This window comes from Acinetobacter lwoffii (assembly GCF_024129435.1).
Taxonomy (GTDB): Bacteria; Pseudomonadota; Gammaproteobacteria; order Pseudomonadales; family Moraxellaceae; genus Acinetobacter; species Acinetobacter lwoffii_F.
Genome location: NZ_JAMXXN010000002.1, coordinates 106349 through 123429 on the forward strand (window position 1 = coordinate 106349; position 17081 = coordinate 123429).

The 17081-nt window shown below is 42.3% G+C and carries 17 protein-coding genes and 1 tRNA gene; 10 read left to right on the forward strand and 8 right to left on the reverse strand.

The window, feature by feature from the left end:
- The first annotated feature begins 311 nt into the window (after positions 1 to 311).
- The 3 genes from NI455_RS01775 to NI455_RS01785 all read left to right on the forward strand — a co-directional run bounded on the left by NI455_RS01775 (position 312) and on the right by NI455_RS01785 (position 3092).
- Positions 312 to 1301, forward strand: coding sequence for a LysR family transcriptional regulator (locus NI455_RS01775; RefSeq protein WP_253112124.1), 990 nt, complete (start codon positions 312 to 314; stop codon positions 1299 to 1301).
- 127 nt (positions 1302 to 1428) lie between these two features.
- Positions 1429 to 2751, forward strand: a complete 1323-nt coding sequence (gene paeA, locus NI455_RS01780; RefSeq protein ID WP_253112126.1) for a polyamine export protein PaeA — start codon at positions 1429 to 1431, stop codon at positions 2749 to 2751.
- Positions 2752 to 2813: 62 nt separating this feature from the next.
- Positions 2814 to 3092 carry a hypothetical protein gene (locus tag NI455_RS01785; protein ID WP_004731860.1) on the forward strand — a complete coding sequence of 93 codons (279 nt, stop codon included), beginning with the start codon at positions 2814 to 2816 and terminating at the stop codon, positions 3090 to 3092.
- 42 nt (positions 3093 to 3134) lie between these two features.
- On the opposite strand, the gene NI455_RS01790 is transcribed toward NI455_RS01785, so the two are convergent.
- On the reverse strand, positions 3135 to 3641 hold the full coding sequence (locus NI455_RS01790) for a hypothetical protein (RefSeq protein ID WP_253112129.1): 507 nt from the start codon (positions 3639 to 3641) through the stop codon (positions 3135 to 3137).
- Between the two features lie 174 nt (positions 3642 to 3815).
- On the opposite strand from NI455_RS01790, the gene NI455_RS01795 reads away from it, so the two are divergent.
- The 3 genes from NI455_RS01795 (at position 3816) to NI455_RS01805 (ending at position 5576) form a co-directional block, all read left to right on the forward strand.
- Positions 3816 to 4544, forward strand: a complete 729-nt coding sequence (locus NI455_RS01795; protein ID WP_253112218.1) for a hypothetical protein — start codon at positions 3816 to 3818, stop codon at positions 4542 to 4544.
- A gap of 168 nt (positions 4545 to 4712) precedes the next feature.
- Positions 4713 to 4798, forward strand: a tRNA-Leu gene (locus tag NI455_RS01800).
- A gap of 91 nt (positions 4799 to 4889) precedes the next feature.
- Positions 4890 to 5576 (forward strand): hypothetical protein, encoded by a 687-nt coding sequence (locus NI455_RS01805; protein ID WP_243474395.1) that lies wholly within the window; start codon positions 4890 to 4892, stop codon positions 5574 to 5576.
- Between the two features lie 31 nt (positions 5577 to 5607).
- On the opposite strand, the gene NI455_RS01810 is transcribed toward NI455_RS01805, so the two are convergent.
- The 5 genes from NI455_RS01810 to rlmE form a co-directional block, all read right to left on the reverse strand.
- On the reverse strand, positions 5608 to 5922 hold the full coding sequence (locus NI455_RS01810; protein ID WP_004280560.1) for a DUF5713 family protein: 315 nt from the start codon (positions 5920 to 5922) through the stop codon (positions 5608 to 5610).
- A 108-nt stretch (positions 5923 to 6030) separates the two neighbouring features.
- Positions 6031 to 6882, reverse strand: coding sequence for a dihydropteroate synthase (gene folP, locus NI455_RS01815; RefSeq protein WP_253112131.1), 852 nt, complete (start codon positions 6880 to 6882; stop codon positions 6031 to 6033).
- 78 nt (positions 6883 to 6960) lie between these two features.
- Positions 6961 to 7575 (reverse strand): GNAT family N-acetyltransferase, encoded by a 615-nt coding sequence (locus tag NI455_RS01820; RefSeq protein ID WP_253112133.1) that lies wholly within the window; start codon positions 7573 to 7575, stop codon positions 6961 to 6963.
- A 106-nt stretch (positions 7576 to 7681) separates the two neighbouring features.
- Complete coding sequence (gene ftsH / locus NI455_RS01825) at positions 7682 to 9571, reverse strand: ATP-dependent zinc metalloprotease FtsH (RefSeq protein ID WP_004280565.1); 1890 nt, start codon at positions 9569 to 9571, stop codon at positions 7682 to 7684.
- Positions 9572 to 9703: 132 nt separating this feature from the next.
- On the reverse strand, positions 9704 to 10354 hold the full coding sequence (gene rlmE / locus NI455_RS01830) for a 23S rRNA (uridine(2552)-2'-O)-methyltransferase RlmE (protein WP_004645756.1): 651 nt from the start codon (positions 10352 to 10354) through the stop codon (positions 9704 to 9706).
- 195 nt (positions 10355 to 10549) lie between these two features.
- Here rlmE and yhbY point away from each other — a divergent pair, with 195 nt between their 5' ends.
- Together yhbY and NI455_RS01840 are read left to right on the forward strand one after the other, a co-directional pair.
- Positions 10550 to 10873, forward strand: a complete 324-nt coding sequence (yhbY, locus tag NI455_RS01835; RefSeq protein WP_004280569.1) for a ribosome assembly RNA-binding protein YhbY — start codon at positions 10550 to 10552, stop codon at positions 10871 to 10873.
- A gap of 11 nt (positions 10874 to 10884) precedes the next feature.
- Positions 10885 to 11424, forward strand: coding sequence for a DOMON-like domain-containing protein (locus NI455_RS01840; RefSeq protein WP_004280571.1), 540 nt, complete (start codon positions 10885 to 10887; stop codon positions 11422 to 11424).
- Positions 11425 to 11573: 149 nt separating this feature from the next.
- Here the strand turns inward: NI455_RS01840 and NI455_RS01845 are convergent, their stop codons facing one another.
- Together NI455_RS01845 and NI455_RS01850 are read right to left on the reverse strand one after the other, a co-directional pair.
- Complete coding sequence (locus tag NI455_RS01845) at positions 11574 to 11795, reverse strand: hypothetical protein (protein ID WP_004280572.1); 222 nt, start codon at positions 11793 to 11795, stop codon at positions 11574 to 11576.
- A 103-nt stretch (positions 11796 to 11898) separates the two neighbouring features.
- Entirely contained in the window at positions 11899 to 12387 is a 489-nt protein-coding gene (locus tag NI455_RS01850) for a hypothetical protein (RefSeq protein ID WP_044109436.1), read from the reverse strand.
- A gap of 308 nt (positions 12388 to 12695) precedes the next feature.
- On the opposite strand from NI455_RS01850, the gene carA reads away from it, so the two are divergent.
- Positions 12696 to 13835, forward strand: coding sequence for a glutamine-hydrolyzing carbamoyl-phosphate synthase small subunit (carA, locus tag NI455_RS01855; RefSeq protein ID WP_253112134.1), 1140 nt, complete (start codon positions 12696 to 12698; stop codon positions 13833 to 13835).
- A gap of 13 nt (positions 13836 to 13848) precedes the next feature.
- Complete coding sequence (gene carB / locus NI455_RS01860; protein WP_253112135.1) at positions 13849 to 17079, forward strand: carbamoyl-phosphate synthase large subunit; 3231 nt, start codon at positions 13849 to 13851, stop codon at positions 17077 to 17079.
- Positions 17080 to 17081 lie beyond the last annotated feature (2 nt).

A 17081-nucleotide genomic window follows, 5' to 3' on the forward strand; every position in this document is an offset into this window, starting at 1 on the left:
TATTCAACTCAAGGAATTCTTGATTTAGTTTACTTTTCACTCAAATCTTGAATGCAAGAATAGCCTTTATGATTTTCTTTTAAAGCGAAAAGAGGGCTTTCATCCCAATCTATAAAAAAGGCTAAATGATGGTCCATTTAACGTGCATCTTTTTTCTTATGTGCACTGTAAATAATAGAGCTTAAGCCTGTGTTAATTCTGTAAACTTTATCAGTGAGCACATGGCTTTTTTTCATCGGCGCTTTACACAAGGCCCGGCAATTATGGCATAATCATCATAATTTCTTGTATTTATTCTCGGTATTTCTTTTATGAATCTGGAGCGGGTCGATCTCAATCTATTAATTTATCTTGATGTACTTCTTCGCGAAAAAAATGTCACACGTGCAGCAGAACAATTGGGCGTTACCCAGCCTGCCATGAGTAACATCTTGCGCCGATTACGCAATTTATTTAATGATCCCCTCCTGATTCGTTCTTCTGAAGGCATGACCCCGACCGAACGTGCCTTAGAATTACAACCACGTATTCGGGATGCGCTTGCTGATCTATCCATGATTCTGGAACCACGTACCGAGTTCCGTCCTTATACTTCTAATCGTGTCTTCCGGATCATGACTTCGGATTATGCGGAAGCAACGCTGGTTCCGCGTCTGGTCAAAGCCTTACGTTCAGAAGCACCGAACGTAGTACTAGACTTCCTAACCCCAAGTGACGTGTCATATCGTGACATGGAACAAGGCAAGGTCGATCTGGCAATTAACCGCTTTAATGAGATTCCGCAAAGTTTTCATCAGGTATTGGTCTGGCGTGACAGCTTTTCTTGTCTTTTAAATAACAAGCATCCTGCTGCAAGCAACCTGAACTTAAAAAGCTATTTGGATGCACAACATATCTGGGTTTCTAAAACCGGTATGGGGGTTGGTTTCGGGGTCAATCCTGAAAAACAGGCCGGTTTAGGCTGGATCGATCAGGCTTTAGAGCGTATCGGTCAGAAACGTAAAATTTCGGTTTTTACCCGTCATTATCAAATGCCGGGGTTATTGGCTTCCAATGTTGATTTGGTGGCAACACTTCCTTCACGCATTGCACGTTTGCAAGCCAAGAATCACAATTTAATTCTAAAAGATCCGCCGTTTTATATTCCTGAATTTGAATTAAAAATGGCATGGTGTCCTTTATTGCATCATCATCCGGCACATCGCTGGTTACGTCAGCTGATTCTGTATGTCGCCCGTCAAATGATTGAAGAAGAAAATCGTGAATTCCTGAACAATAATTCTCAATTTTCACCCTATTAAACTCAAATTCTTCTAAATTCTTATTTTTTAAGATTATACTTTGAAGACTTGAGATGTCGTTGTTACACCTCAAGTCTTTTTTTGTGTTAAAAATATCCCAAGATACTATTCATCCACAGGTGGATTTGTGAGCCTCTTACAAAATATCGTGATTATCTTAATACTCATCGCGGGGGCCGGTTTTTTATCTTTAACAGAAATCGCCCTCGCAGGTGCCCGTAAAGTCAAACTCAAAATTCTGGCTGAATCGGGTGAACATCGCGCTCAAAAAGTTTTAGATCTACAAGAAAATTCTGCTGACTTCTTCGCAGCCTCTCAAATCGGTTTAAATGCAGTCGCTATTCTCGGCGGTATTTTAGGTGAAGGCGCTTTCCGTCCTTATATTTATAATTTTGTTTCCCGCTTTTACCAGGGACCTTGGGCTGAAAATATCAGCTTTGTGCTTTCCTTCACGGTCGTCACTTCATTATTTATTTTATTTGCAGATTTAATGCCGAAGCGTCTGGCCATGATTGCGCCAGAAAAGATCGCAGTCTCGGTCATCGAGCCAATTCAGATTTTCATTAAAGTCTGTAAACCTTTGGCATGGTTCATTAATGCGATTGCCAACATGCTGTTCCGTCTGTTTAAAGTAAATACTATCCGTGATGACAATATTACTTTTGATGATATTTCCGCAGTGATGGATGCAGGTGCACAGGCCGGTGTCCTCCAGAAGCAGGAACACCATTTCATTGAAAACGTATTCGAGCTGGAAGAGCGTAACGTGCCTTCGAGTATGACCACACGTGAAAATGTGGTGTTCTTTACCTTGAATGAACCGGAGGAAAGTATTCGGCAAAAGCTGGCGGAATATCCCTATTCCAAGTTTCTGGTATGTAGCAATGACATTGACAGCGTGATTGGCTATGTCGATGCCAAAGACATTCTGGTGCGTATTCTGAACAACCAGTCGCTGCTGCAGCTCAATGAAAATACGATCCGTAATGTCCTGACCATTCCGGATACTTTGACCTTATCAGAAGTTCTGGACCGTTTCCGCTCTACCAAGGAAAAGTTTGCCGTCGTCATTAATGAATATGCGCTGGTAGTCGGAGTGATTACCCTTTCCGATATTATGATTACCGTGATGGGTGACTGGGTGACACCAATTGAAGCCGATCAGCAAATTATTAAACGTGACAATAATTCCTGGCTGATTGAAGGCAGTACACCGATTGAAGACATCAAGCATGCGCTTGAAATTGATGAAATGCCTGATGATGAAAACTATGAAACCATCGCTGGCTTCATGATGTATAAATTACGCAAGATTCCACGTCCTGCAGATGCAGTAATATTTGGGGCTTATAAGTTTGAAGTGGTGGATGTCGATCATTTTAAAATTGACCAGTTACTGGTGACCCGCTTAATCGAAACCAATTCAGTTATTCAAGAAGAATCAGATTAGTCTGGTTCTTCCTTCTAAGAAATAGTAAAAATTATTCTAATAAAAAAATCATAAGGTGAGTGATGAATATTTCTGCATTATTGGCATGTCTGTTTTTTTATTCAGCCTTGTATTTGTTTTACTTCTTCTTTGCCAAACAACAGAATCCCCTGCTTTTACTCGCAGCCATCATTCTGATGGCTTTAACGGTTTTCATTATTCCCTACCCACATGAACGTCGCCGTCAAGGATTCGACTCCACCTTGAGATTTGGAGAGTATTTTTATTGGCCCTTGATTACCTGGTGGCGTTTATTTATTTTGCCCATCAGTTGGCTGATTGCACTGATGTATCGTGATTAAAAAAAGCACCCGAAGATGCTTTTGTTTATATCTAGTTACAGCTTAGATTTTTGCTAATAAAGCCTCAAGAACGGCTTGATAGTGAATCTGGATATCATCTTCTAAAATTTTGTAGGCATTATCGAATTGCACCATAGGCCAGCCTTCTTTCCAGAATGGGAAAATATTATGCAGGTCATGGGTGACAATTGCATCTTCACGCACAATTGCTTGGGCAATTTGTGACAGTACCTGTGCAGTTTCAGCACCATCAATTGCCATATAATCAATACCGCGCGCTTTTAAAATACGGATCCGGTCTTTTTTATAACGGATTTTTTTGATTTGTGCTGCATTTAGACCCAAAGCCAAAGATACGGCTTCGACAAAATTGTCTTCAAATGACTGATTCAATGCTACTAAGGCTGCTTTATGCGCTTCCTGACGACCAGCTTTACCACCCTGACGAATTGCTGCTTGCGCCTCAGTATTTAGCTCATCCTTTTTCATACTTTGCAAGATGTCTAAAATTTCGATGTCGCTTAACGCCTGAGGAGATTGATCAGTCATAAACTGTCCTTAAAAAAATAAATCTTGAATCGGCTATTTTCGCATAATTCGTCGCTAAAAAACTAAAATCTTCATGATTAAAACAGTGCTACGTTCTGAAACTGCATTTCTTCTGCGATTTTGCGCAAAATCGACTATAGTGCTTCATCTATATATTAAATTAATCTCTGGATGATGCCCACTACGCAAGTGACTTTGTTGCTACAGCAACTTAAGCGCCAATATCCGACTGCATTTAAAGGAAATTACCTGTTTTACAGTCAGATTAAAATCCGTGGAATCTGGGGTAAAGCCAAGCTTTTAATTCCTTGGGCCTTGGCCGCCATGATTTTTGTTCCCATCAGTTTGATGTTAGGAGATTTCGTACAGCAATCTTTTGTGCAAATCAGCGAATTTCAGGCGCAGAGTTATGCCATGTTGGCCATTCCACTGTTCCTGATGTTGAGTCTCACCTTGATTCTGTACCAGATTCAGCATTCTTCTTATTCGCTGTATCAATTATTACGGCATACCCCGATCAAGATGGCTATTGTGATTCTGATGCAAGCTTTAAATCTGGTCTTTATACAAAGCAGTTTGCTGATGTGGAGCTTATTCTTCTTTGGCGTGAGCTATGGCTTTGTGCGTTTTTATCGGGAAAATTTATTCAAGGAAAATAGTAAAAATACTGAGTACTATCAGCTGCAACAATTACGTAAAATCTGTTTTTGGGCTTATAAACAGACCTGTCTGATCCGACTAAAATTACGTTTTTATTCAAGCCATGATCCTCGGCATGCCGAACTAAAACAGCAATTAAATCACTTTGCTGGGTTATATACGCGGCTGCTGAAATATGAGCATCAATATTGTAAAACGATCAAGCATCTAGATGTCGACAGCTATCTGGATGAAAACTCATAGTTCTTTATCACTTTCCATTGGCCGTCTTAAAGATCTGCAAATATTGACTTTTAAAAAACGTTGATTTGCTGGTTTTTAGAGTAGAAGCCACGGAATTGCTTGAAAAGAAAGCAATCATTTCTGAATTTGCTTGCCAAGCTTTATTTCGTCCTCTATTATTGCGCACATGCCCGAGTGGTGAAATCGGTAGACACAGGGGATTTAAAATCCCCCGCCCACAAAGCGTGCCAGTTCGAGTCTGGCCTCGGGCACCATTTTAATATTTATTAAAATGGTGCAATAAAAAATCCAGCATTAGGCTGGTTTTTTTGTGCCTGCATTTTATTCTTTTAACGCGAAATCCCCATGTCAGAATTAAAACACTTCGATCTCGCTACATTACAATTACGTCATCCAGATGCTTTTTTCCTGAAGCTACGTTATAGCCGCTTTAAATTTAATGCCCTGCAAAATATCCAGTTTGTTATCGCGATTAATTTACTCTCCCTTCTGGTCTGTATAGCCTGTAGTATCAGCTCAGTATTTCTGGAATATTATTTTTTTAAAAACGCCACAATTGCCTTTAATGTCACCTTAATTGTGCTGATGGCACTACTATATCCCTATATTTGGTATGCACAATATCAGGCGCAATTCAGCTCCAAAGCCTATAGTCAGCGTTTGCAAAGCTGCCTCTATCTGCAAATTCCAATTTTTCTGTGCTTATTGTTCAACCTTTATCTGATTCATTCAGATGTACTGGTCATCATCAGTATGATCATTTTAGCGCTTTCCTCTTTTGGCGCAGTGACCTTGGAACCTTTATTTAAAAGTTCCTGTAGCGTAATTGATCAGATCAGGTTGCAGAAACTCCGGCAACTGGCTTTTTGGGCTTATCAACAGTCCAGATCCAAAACACCACAACAGATTCAGGGTCAGTCAAATCTGCAGGCTTATTACCAAAATCTTTATCAGCAATGTATGAATGAAGAGCAACTATTATTAGGCTCGATTCGCTTTAATAACTTTAAAGATTATTTCAACAGACATTAAAAAACCCTGCAGCTGCAGGGTTTTTTATGCATCACCATTCACGGTTGGTAATCAGTTCTTCCATTTCAATCTCGAACAGGCCGTGCTCTTGCACCACCATCATCATGGCTTCGGCAATATAATCCGCGGCAGTATCATCCAGAGACGAATCCAGATCTTCGAACTGAGGTTTCATGATATTGATATCAGCCACAGTCAGATTGGCAAGCTGGTAAATTTCTTGATCTGACAAACCTGATTTAGCGACTTTTTGGGCAAAACGTTCGATGTGCTGCTTGATTTCAGCAACCAGAATATCGGGATAATACTCATCATCGAACATGGGGAGAAGTAAATCTGCAAACATTACAGGCACTCTAAAGGATGACTATCTAATCTAAGCGTGCCTATATAGCATATTGTTGCTTAAAAGCCAAACAACATTGCCAATGTAGGGATTTCCCAGCCTCGATTTTTAAACCATTTGCATAGCTTGCCAGACTTTAATCGCATCGGCTGTGACTTTAACATCATGTGCCCGTACCATACATGCACCCTGCTGAATACTCAACAAATGCGCTGTTGCTGAACCCACTGCACGCTCTTGTGGTTCTGCCCCATCCAAAACTGCTCCGATAAAGCGTTTACGTGATAAAGCAGACAAAATCGGATAGCCCATTTCTGTCAATTTATAAAACTCTTGCAACAGCTTTAAATTTTGCTGGGCATTTTTAGCGAAACCAAAACCTGGATCAATCATGATATTTTCCGCTTTTACTCCAACATCTAAAGCATCCTGAACACGTTGGGATAACTCGCGTATCACATCTTTAGTGACATCCTCATATTGATCCAGATTGTTCATGGTGGTCGGCTCACCGCGCATATGCATGATGATCACTGGAATATTGAGTTCTGCTGCGGTCTGCAATGCATTCGGCCGAGTCAAAGCACGGACATCATTCCAGATATGTGCTCCGGCCCGAACCGCTGCGCGTATGACTTCAGGTTGCGACGTATCAATCGAGAGAATGACCTTATGTTTAGCTAGTTCTTCCACCACAGGCACTACGCGGCGAATTTCTTCTTCCACTTCTACCACTGAGGCACCTGGACGGGTCGATTCACCGCCAATATCTATTACGGTTGCTCCTTCGGCCATCATTTCCAGTGCGCGGGCGACTGCATCTTCTTTTTGATTATGCCGACCACCATCACTAAAAGAGTCTGGGGTGACATTAAGAATCCCCATCACATGCGGCTGGGATAAGTCCAATTTTAAATCACCAAATGTCCATACATGTGGTAACAAAGGCATCAGCTGCATGATTCAATACTCACTCAAAATAACCCCAATATTGTCTTATGGATAATTAAATAAAGCAAAGCTGAATAAGGTCAGGACCTAGATTTCGAAGTAATTATTTCGGGAATATTGCATCAGTTTAGTTTGTAATAATACTTTCACATCTGCCCATTCACTTTCTAAAATACTATAGATGTAGCTATCTCGAATAGTCTGTCCATCTTTACGTAGCATATGACACCTGATAATGCCATCTCGCTTGGCACCTATTCCTTCAATCACTTTTTGGCTGGGAAGATTCAAGTGATCAGTCCGAAAGCCGACCACCTGAGCATTTAAACTTTCAAAAGCATGTCTTAACAAAAGATATTTACAAACGCGATTCACATAAGTTCTGTGATAGCGCTTGGCATACCAGGTATAACCAATTTCAAAACGTGGAATTTCTGCCTTAATATTATGATAACTGGTGGTTCCAATTGCTTGGCCGGAGTTTAAATCAATTACGGCAAAAACCATTCTTTCACCTTGAGCCTGTTGTTCGAAAGCTTGAGAAAAATATTTTTTTAAGTTATGCAGATAAGGCACCGAATTATATAAAATCTTACCTAAATTTTCTTCAGCGCATGCGATGGCTAAATCAGAAAAATGTTCCCAGCTCAACGGTTCAAGACGAAGCTGGTAAACACTGGATTCCAGAACAGGCATATTCATTTTGGTTTTTCTTATTCATTTTTAATCGCTCAATATAACACTCAAAAAGATATGACAAAAATGACAAGCATAAAAAAACCACCCGAAGGTGGTTTTTTTATTGAGCTTAGTTCGCTGGCAATGGCGGAGGAGTCAACGGACCATCATCTGGCGTTACATCAATCACAGGATTATCTGCAACATAGACTTTTGGTGGCTGAGGCTCACGACCTTCCATGATGTCACGGATTTGATCACGATCAATGGTTTCCCATTCCATCAAGGCTTTCACCATCGCATGGGCAATATCTTTTTTGCTTTCCAAGATATCGCGTGCGATTTTATATTGCTCATCTAGAATTCGACGAATTTCACGATCGACTTCTAGTTGTGTGGTTTCCGAAATACTGCGGCTACCAATACTGCCCATGAAAGATTGCTGTGCATCTTCTTCATAGACCATGACACCGAGTTTGTCCGACATACCATATTTGGTCACCATCGCACGTGCCATTTTGGTTGCACGTTCGAAGTCATTTGAAGCGCCGGTCGACATCTGGTTAATGAAGACTTCTTCAGCAATACGGCCACCAAACAAAATCGAAAGTTCATTCAACATTTTGTCTTTGTAATGGCTGGTCTGGTCAAATTCAGGCAGCTGCCAGGTAACACCTAAAGCCCAGCCACGTGGCATGATTGTCACCTTATGCACAGGATCTGTACCTGGCAAGCTTTCAGCAACAATCGCATGCCCTGCTTCATGATAAGCCGTCGCACGACGCTCTTCATCACGAAGTACCATCGATTTACGCTCAGGACCCATATACAGCTTGTCTTTTGCATCTTCAAAGTCATGCATATCGACGGTGTTTTTGTTACGGCGTGCAGCAAATAAAGCAGCTTCATTCACCAGGTTTGCTAATTGCGCACCCGAGAAGCCCGGTGTACCACGTGCAAGAACTTTAACATCCACACCTGTCACTGAAGGCAATTTTTTCAAATGTACATTCAGGATTTGTTCACGACCTTTAATGTCTGGCAAACCAACCACAACTTGACGGTCAAAACGGCCTGGACGAAGAAGTGCTTTATCCAGTACATCTGCACGGTTGGTTGCAGCAATCACGATAATGCCTTCATTGCCCTCAAAGCCGTCCATTTCAACCAGCATCTGGTTCAGTGTCTGTTCACGTTCATCGTGACCACCACCAGTACCTGAACCACGATGACGACCGACTGCATCAATCTCATCAATAAAGATGATACATGGCGCATGACGTTTTGCCTGTTCGAACATGTCACGTACACGGGATGCACCGACACCGACAAACATCTCAACGAAGTCAGAACCTGAAATACTAAAGAATGGAACTTTCGCTTCACCGGCAATGGCTTTGGCAAGTAAGGTTTTACCCGTACCTGGAGGACCCACCATTAACACACCACGTGGAATACTCGCACCCAGACGTTTAAATTTGGTTGGATCTTTCAGGAAATCTACGATTTCAACGACTTCTTGCTTGGCTTCGTCACAACCAGCCACATCAGTGAAAGTGACTTTAATCTGGTCTTCAGACAGCATTTTGGCTTTAGATTTACCAAAACTCATTGGGCCGTTTTTACCACCTGCACCGCCACCCATGTTGCGCATAAAGAACATGAATAACAAAATGATTAAAAGTACAGGGAAACTTGCAATAAGCAACTGCATGAGCAAGCCTTGACGTTGTGGTGCTTCACCTTCAACCACAACATTATTTTTAATCAGGCTTGGCATCAGTTCAGGATCCTGAACTGCCGGACGGATACTTTCAAACTCTGAACCGTTCGATTTTTCGCCACGGATTCTTTCGCCGTCAATCACAACTTGTTTAATTTGGCCAGCATTGACCGCGGCAACAAACTCTGAGTAGTTCATTGTAGTCGGTTGATTGCGGTCACTGACGTTGCTGAAGATTAACACCAGCACACCCAGTATCACGAGCCACAATACGGCATTCTTAAAAAGATCGCTCAAAGCTTTATTCCCATTCCAATCTAATTTGATCATGCCCTGTTCAGGGTGACCTTAATACTTAAGCTGTAAATCAACTTACAATTATCTGAAAACGTACAAAATGCACAATTTTTAACGACTTGGCAAGTAGACTTATTTTAAAGCCTTCTTACGTCCCTGCCCGATCAGGAAAACTTCCTTGGAGCGAGCACGTGATGCCAAAGGTTTAGATGTTTTCAGAACATCAAAACTATCAACCACTTGCTTACGGAATTCGTCAAAACCTGAACCTTGGAAAACTTTTACCACAAATTGACCTTTAGGGCCTAGCACCTTGTTGGCAAAATCCAGTGCAAGTTCACACAAGTAAATCTGACGCGGTTGATCTACAGCCTTATTACCTGATGTATTGGGGGCCATATCTGAAATTACAACGTCTACAGTACGACCATCTAAAATTTCTAACAATTGCTGGAAGACTTCTTCTTCGCGAAAGTCACCTTGCAAGAAAGTCACATCAGGTAATGCATCCATTGGTAAAATGTCAGATGCAATCAATAAACCTTTGTCGCCGACCAACTTACCGGCGATTTGTGACCAACTCCCGGGAGCTGCACCCAAGTCGACCACGGTCATGCCGGGTTTGATGATCTTGTACTTTTCTTGCATTTCTAAGAGCTTATATGCTGCACGCGCACGATAGCCGTCCTTTTGTGCCTTTTTCACATAAGGATCGTCTAAATGCTCTCTCATCCAATCACGACTACTTTTAGATAACTTTTGGTTGGTAATGCGTGTAGCCATAACTCTCTAAATAAAAAAACGTCTAATTATTAATTGTACGTGAAAAAGACATATTTTGCAGTATACATGTGTATCTAAATCGAGGAGTTTTGCTCGTTATGAAGAGATATTGGAAATGATTATTTCCTGATAATTTAAAGCGTTTGTTTTTTGCTTTTGCTATACTAAGCCGTTTTAAAATTCAGGTTATCTCTCATGGCGTCTTTATCTATTCAGGAACGTAAGCGTTTACGTCAAATCGGACATGCTTTAAACCCGGTCGTTATGCTGGGTGACAAAGGCCTGACTGAAAATGTCATCGAAGAATTGGCGCGTGCTTTAAACGATCACGAACTGATTAAAGTAAAAATCGTAGCTGAAGATCGTGAAGCGCGTGCAGCATTGATTGCTGAAATTTCAGAAGCGACTGGTGCCGAAGTAGTTCAAACTATTGGTAAAATTGCGCTGCTTTACAAGAAAGCTGCGAAACAAAACCAAAAATTGTCCAACCTTGTCCGTTTCGCTCATCTGTCTAACTAAGTACAGGACTTATGGCAAGTTACGAACTTAGCGCATTTGATCGCCGTTTTCAGGCCATCTCTCTGGTTGCCGCCATTGAACAGCAAGGCCCATGCAATTTAAATGTGGGCTTCTGGATCCGTGATCCCAATCAGTACATCTTGTGGCCCGACATGGTGACGGCACATCCCCGTCAGGATTTCCTGTGGGAACAGACCTGCTTTGAAATTTTTATTGGGGTTCAGGGCGAAGATTTTTATCGTGAGATTAATCTTTCCCCCTCTCAGGCCTGGCAGGCTTATCAATTTGAAGAATACCGTTATCCTGAAGATATGCCACCGCAAGCTGCGGATGATATTGAGCTGAATCAGCTCAAACGTACGCATTATGGTCTTAATGTCAGTGTGGATCTGACTGATTTTATGGCAACACATAAACTGAAATGGGAAAACTTGTTCCTGGGTTTATCTGCTGTTTTAAAAACCTCACAAGGTGATCAATACTATGCCATGCAGCATAGTAGTCCTCAGGCAGATTTTCATAATAAACGTGACTGGTTGCATGTGTTTTAAATAGATTGACGCTGTGCATCAACTATTTAAATGTGTGGCAGGCGAATACAACGTGAGACTTAAAGTCTCACGTTTTTGTTTGTCGCTCAACAATGATTGATCCTCTGTATAATTATTTTAGATTTTTTATTGTTTTCAACGTTCATATTTTAATGATGTAGATGATGCTGCTCCTGAATAGATTTCACAGCAGCATAAAGAATAAAAGCAAAAGTAATGATCATCAGAAGAATGGTCCCAAACACCAGTCCCAGCACTCCCAAACATAATACGATTACACCCAGATAAAGTATGCGCCCCAATCCGCTTTCCAGATTCAGTAGCATGATCAATATCAGTAAAATAAGTACACCTACAAAATGCTGTTGCATCGTGACCCCCCTTTAATTGTTATTGTGAGTCCGTTTTGCTGCATAAAGACAAAGGAGAACATTTGATTGTTCTCCTTTTTAAATAGCGGCCTTTCAGCGCAGCCTAACTTTTCAGCTCAGGACTTTTGTCCGAGCTCTCTGTTTTCACCACGGGTTTGACTTTTTTCAGTACTTCAATGGTACTGTCCTTAGAACGTTTAAAAGTATCGGTCAGATGTTCCTTATGCTTGGTCGAAATCTGACTGACATCCTCTTTCAACTCTTTACCCAGATTAGATAAGTCTTCGAAGACAGCGTTGAATTCTGTCTTGATAAAGCTTTTCAGTTCAGTTAATTCTTTCTGCGAACCGAAAATCTGCTCCTTCAAAGTATCAATACGCTGTAACACCTCCTGCTTAAATTGACGCAATTGTTCCTGCACAGTGTCGCTTAACTGCTTGGCTTCAACTTCAAGCTTTTCCTTACTTTCCTCGATGGTTCCAATTGCCTGATCTTTAGCCTCGACTGCTACTTTTTCAAGCTTCTCGGCAGTTTCAGTTACCACGCTCGGAGTGATTTTTTTAGATGTAGTAGATTTAGGTGCTGTAGCCATTTGTCTTGTTCCTATTGTTATATCGACTAAGCTATATTAGTAGATTTGATAAAAATTAAGATTTGATTTGTCTGACAATTATTAATTGCTTACATTTTTTCACATTGCTTACAAAACAGACTTCCATGCAAAAAGCAAGCCATTTATCTCATACTTTCGCTGCAAAGCCGTTGGACTTTAGGGGTCATTCTGCGTATAATGCCGTGTTAAGTTCAAGCGAGCAGACATAGGAGGGTAGGTTTAAAAAATAGCCTTCCTTTTTTTTCGTCTTCTCGCTTTTTTACAGCCTAAATTTCAGGAGCTTTGGTTTGAGCACCCCAGCAATTTTAGCCCTTGCCGACGGAACTATCTTTAAAGGTACTTCGATTGGCGCATCGGGTAGTACGACTGGTGAAGTCGTTTTCAACACTGCCATGACTGGCTATCAAGAAATTTTGACTGACCCGAGTTATGCACAGCAACTTGTGACACTGACTTACCCACATATCGGTAACACAGGCTGTAATGAAGAAGACGCTGAATCAGGTCGTATTCATAAGGTTTGGGCGAACGGATTGATCATTCGTGACCTGCCTTTACTGCACAGTAACTTCCGTTCAACCCAATCATTAGCTGAATATTTGGTACAACACAATGTTGTGGCAATTGCGGATATCGACACGCGTAAATTGACACGTATCTTACGTGACAAAGGTGCGCAAAATGGCTGTATCCTTGCTGGCGAAAATATCACTGAAGTTGAAGCGCTTGAAAAAGCACGTGCATTTGGTGGTTTAAACGGTTTAGACCTGGCAAAAGAATGTTGCGACCCTGAAGGTTTTGAATGGACTGAAGGCTCTTGGACATTAGGCAAAGGTTTCTCTCAACCAGAAGCTAAATTCCATGTTGTTGCATACGATTACGGTGTCAAAACCAACATCTTACGTATGCTCGCAGACCGCGGTTGTAAACTGACTGTTGTGCCGGCGCAAACTCCTGCTGCTGATGTACTTGCACTGAATCCAGATGGCGTGTTCCTGTCGAACGGTCCTGGCGATCCGGCTGCATGTGACTACGCAATTGAAGCTGTAAAAACAATTGTAGAAACTACTGAAATTCCAGTATTTGGTATCTGTCTGGGTCACCAGATCCTTGCACTTGCAAGCGGTGCCAAAACGGTGAAAATGCCTCACGGCCACCACGGTGCGAACCATCCTGTACAAAATCTTGATAACGGTACAGTGATGATTACTTCTCAAAACCATGGCTTCGCAGTCGATGAAAGCAATCTGCCTGATGTGTTGCGTGTAACGCATCGCTCACTGTTTGATGGCACCAACCAAGGTATTCATCGTACAGACAAACCTGCGTTCAGCTTCCAGGGTCACCCTGAAGCAAGCCCGGGTCCACATGACTGCGCACCATTGTTCGATCATTTCATCGAACTTATCGAAGCATCTAAGAAGTAATTAAGGAAGCATCATGGCTAAACGTACTGACATTAAAAGTATCTTGATTATTGGTGCTGGTCCGATTGTCATCGGTCAAGCATGTGAGTTTGACTACTCAGGTGCTCAAGCATGTAAAGCCCTTCGTGAAGAAGGCTACCGCGTTATTTTGGTCAACTCGAACCCAGCGACCATCATGACCGACCCAACCATGGCAGATGCAACTTATATTGAGCCAATTACTTGGCAAACTGTTGCAGCAATTATTGAAAAAGAACGCCCAGACGCTGTTCTTCCGACCATGGGTGGTCAAACTGCATTGAACTGTGCCCTTGCCCTCGATGAGCACGGCATTTTAGAAAAATTCAATGTTGAATTAATCGGTGCAACCAAAGAAGCGATTGAAAAAGCTGAAGACCGCAAACTGTTTGACCAGGCAATGCGTAAAATTGGTCTTGAATGTCCAAAAGCTGACGTTGCTGAGTCAATGGAACATGCTTTAGAAATTCAAGCACGTTTCGGCTTCCCAGTGATTATCCGTCCATCATTCACCATGGGTGGTTCTGGTGGCGGTATCGCTTACAACAAAGAAGAATTCATCGAAATTTGTGAACGCGGTTTCGATCTTTCTCCGACTAAACAATTATTGATCGATGAATCTTTAATTGGTTGGAAAGAGTACGAGATGGAAGTTGTTCGTGACAAAAACGACAACTGTATCATCGTATGTACGATTGAAAACTTTGACCCAATGGGCGTACACACTGGTGACTCAATCACTGTTGCCCCTGCTCAAACGCTTACAGACAAAGAATTCCAGTTACTACGTAACGCTTCTTTAGCTGTACTACGTGAAATTGGTGTTGAAACTGGTGGTTCTAACGTACAGTTCGGTATTTGCCCAAATACTGGCCGCATGGTTGTAATCGAGATGAACCCACGTGTATCACGTTCATCTGCCCTTGCTTCTAAAGCAACTGGTTTCCCGATTGCGAAAATCGCTGCGAAACTGGCTGTGGGTTATACGCTTGATGAGTTGAAAAACGACATCACTGGCGGTACAACACCTGCATCGTTCGAACCTGCAATCGACTACGTTGTAACCAAGATTCCTCGTTTTAACTTCGAGAAATTCCCACAAGCTGATGCGACTTTAACCACACAGATGAAATCTGTCGGTGAAGTGATGGCGATTGGTCGTAACTTCCAGGAATCTGTACAAAAAGCCCTTCGTGGTCTTGAAGTGGGTGCTTCTGGTTTTGACGAAAAAATTGAAGTGGGTGCTGAAGGTGCGCGCGACAAGATCTTGCAAGAACTTAAAGTGCCAGGTCCAGAGCGTATTTGGTACGTGGGCGACGCATTCCGTCACGGCTTTACTTTAGACGAAGTATTCGCTGCAACGAACATCGACCGCTGGTTCTTGATTCAAATCGAAGACATCATCAAAACTGAAAACCAAATCAAAACTTTAGGTTTTGGCGACTTGAATGCGGATAACATCCGTTCGTTCAAACGTAAAGGTTTGTCAGATCTTCGCATTGCGGACTTGATGGGTATTTCACAAAAGCAATTCCGTAAACACCGTTGGAACCTGGGCGTAACGCCAGTTTACAAACGTGTCGATACATGTGCTGCAGAATTCGAATCTGATACAGCCTACATGTACTCAACTTACGATGAAGAATGTGAAGCCAATCCGTCTGCGAAAGACAAGATCATGGTGATCGGTGGTGGCCCTAACCGTATTGGTCAAGGGATCGAGTTCGATTACTGCTGTGTACACGCTGCCCTGGCTATGCGTGAAGACGGTTATGAAACCATCATGGTGAACTGTAACCCTGAAACAGTTTCAACGGATTACGACACTTCAGATCGTTTGTACTTCGAACCGATCACGCTTGAAGACGTTTTAGAAATCGTGCGTATCGAGAAGCCTAAAGGCATTATCGTTCAGTACGGTGGTCAAACACCTTTGAAATTGGCTCGTGCTTTAGAAGAAGCTGGTGCTCCAATCATTGGTACATCGCCTGACGCAATTGACCGTGCAGAAGACCGTGAACGTTTCCAGCAAATGATTCAACGTCTACAACTTCGCCAACCAAACAACAGCATCGTAAAATCTGCTGAAGAAGGTATGGCTGAAGCGTCTAAAGTAGGCTACCCACTTGTCGTACGTCCTTCTTACGTCCTTGGTGGTCGTGCGATGGAAATCGTGTACAACGATGAAGAACTTAAACGCTACTTACGTGATGCAGTTCAAGCATCTAACGAAGCGCCTGTTCTTCTTGACCGTTTCTTAGATGATGCGATCGAAGTTGACGTGGACTGCGTATCTGACGGTAAAGACGTGGTGATCGGCGGTATCATGCAGCACATTGAGCAAGCGGGTATTCACTCAGGCGACTCGGCATGTTCGATTCCTCCTTACTCTCTATCTAAAGAGATTCAGGACGAAATGCGCCGTCAAACCGTGGCTATGGCAAAAGAACTTGGCGTAATCGGTTTGATGAACGTTCAGTTTGCTGTAAAAGGTGAAGACGTTTACATCCTGGAAGTGAACCCACGTGCATCACGTACTGTGCCATTCGTTTCTAAATGTATCGGCGAATCTTTAGCGAAAGTTGCTGCACGTTGTATGGCGGGTCAATCTCTAGAATCTCAAGGATTCACCTCAGAGATTATTCCTGAGCACTTCTCTGTCAAAGAAGCCGTGTTCCCATTCAACAAGTTCCCTGGTGTTGACCCGATCCTTGGCCCTGAGATGAAATCGACTGGCGAAGTGATGGGCGTTGGTAAAACATTTGGTGAAGCGTTCTATAAAGCTGTTTTAGGTGCAAACGAGCGTTTACCAGGTCTTCCAACTGAAGGCGAAGTGAAACACGCATTTATCTCTGTACGTGACTCAGATAAACCACGTGCAGCGGGTATCGCAAAACAATTGATTGACCTAGGCTTCAAGATTCTTGCAACTGATGGTACATTTAAAGTGATTAGCGATGCTGGTCTGGAATGTGAACGTGTCAATAAAGTGACTGAAGGTCGTCCTAACATCGTGGACCGTATTAAGAACGGCGAAATCCACCTTGTGATTAACACGACTGAAGGCAAAAAGGCACAAGAAGACTCATTCTCGATCCGTCGTTCAGCCCTTCAAGGTAAAGTGTATAACACAACTACATTGAATGGTGCGGATGCAGTATGCCAAGCTTTAGCAATTAAATTGCCGATGGATGTATATCGTTTGCAAGACCTAACTAAAGGTTAATT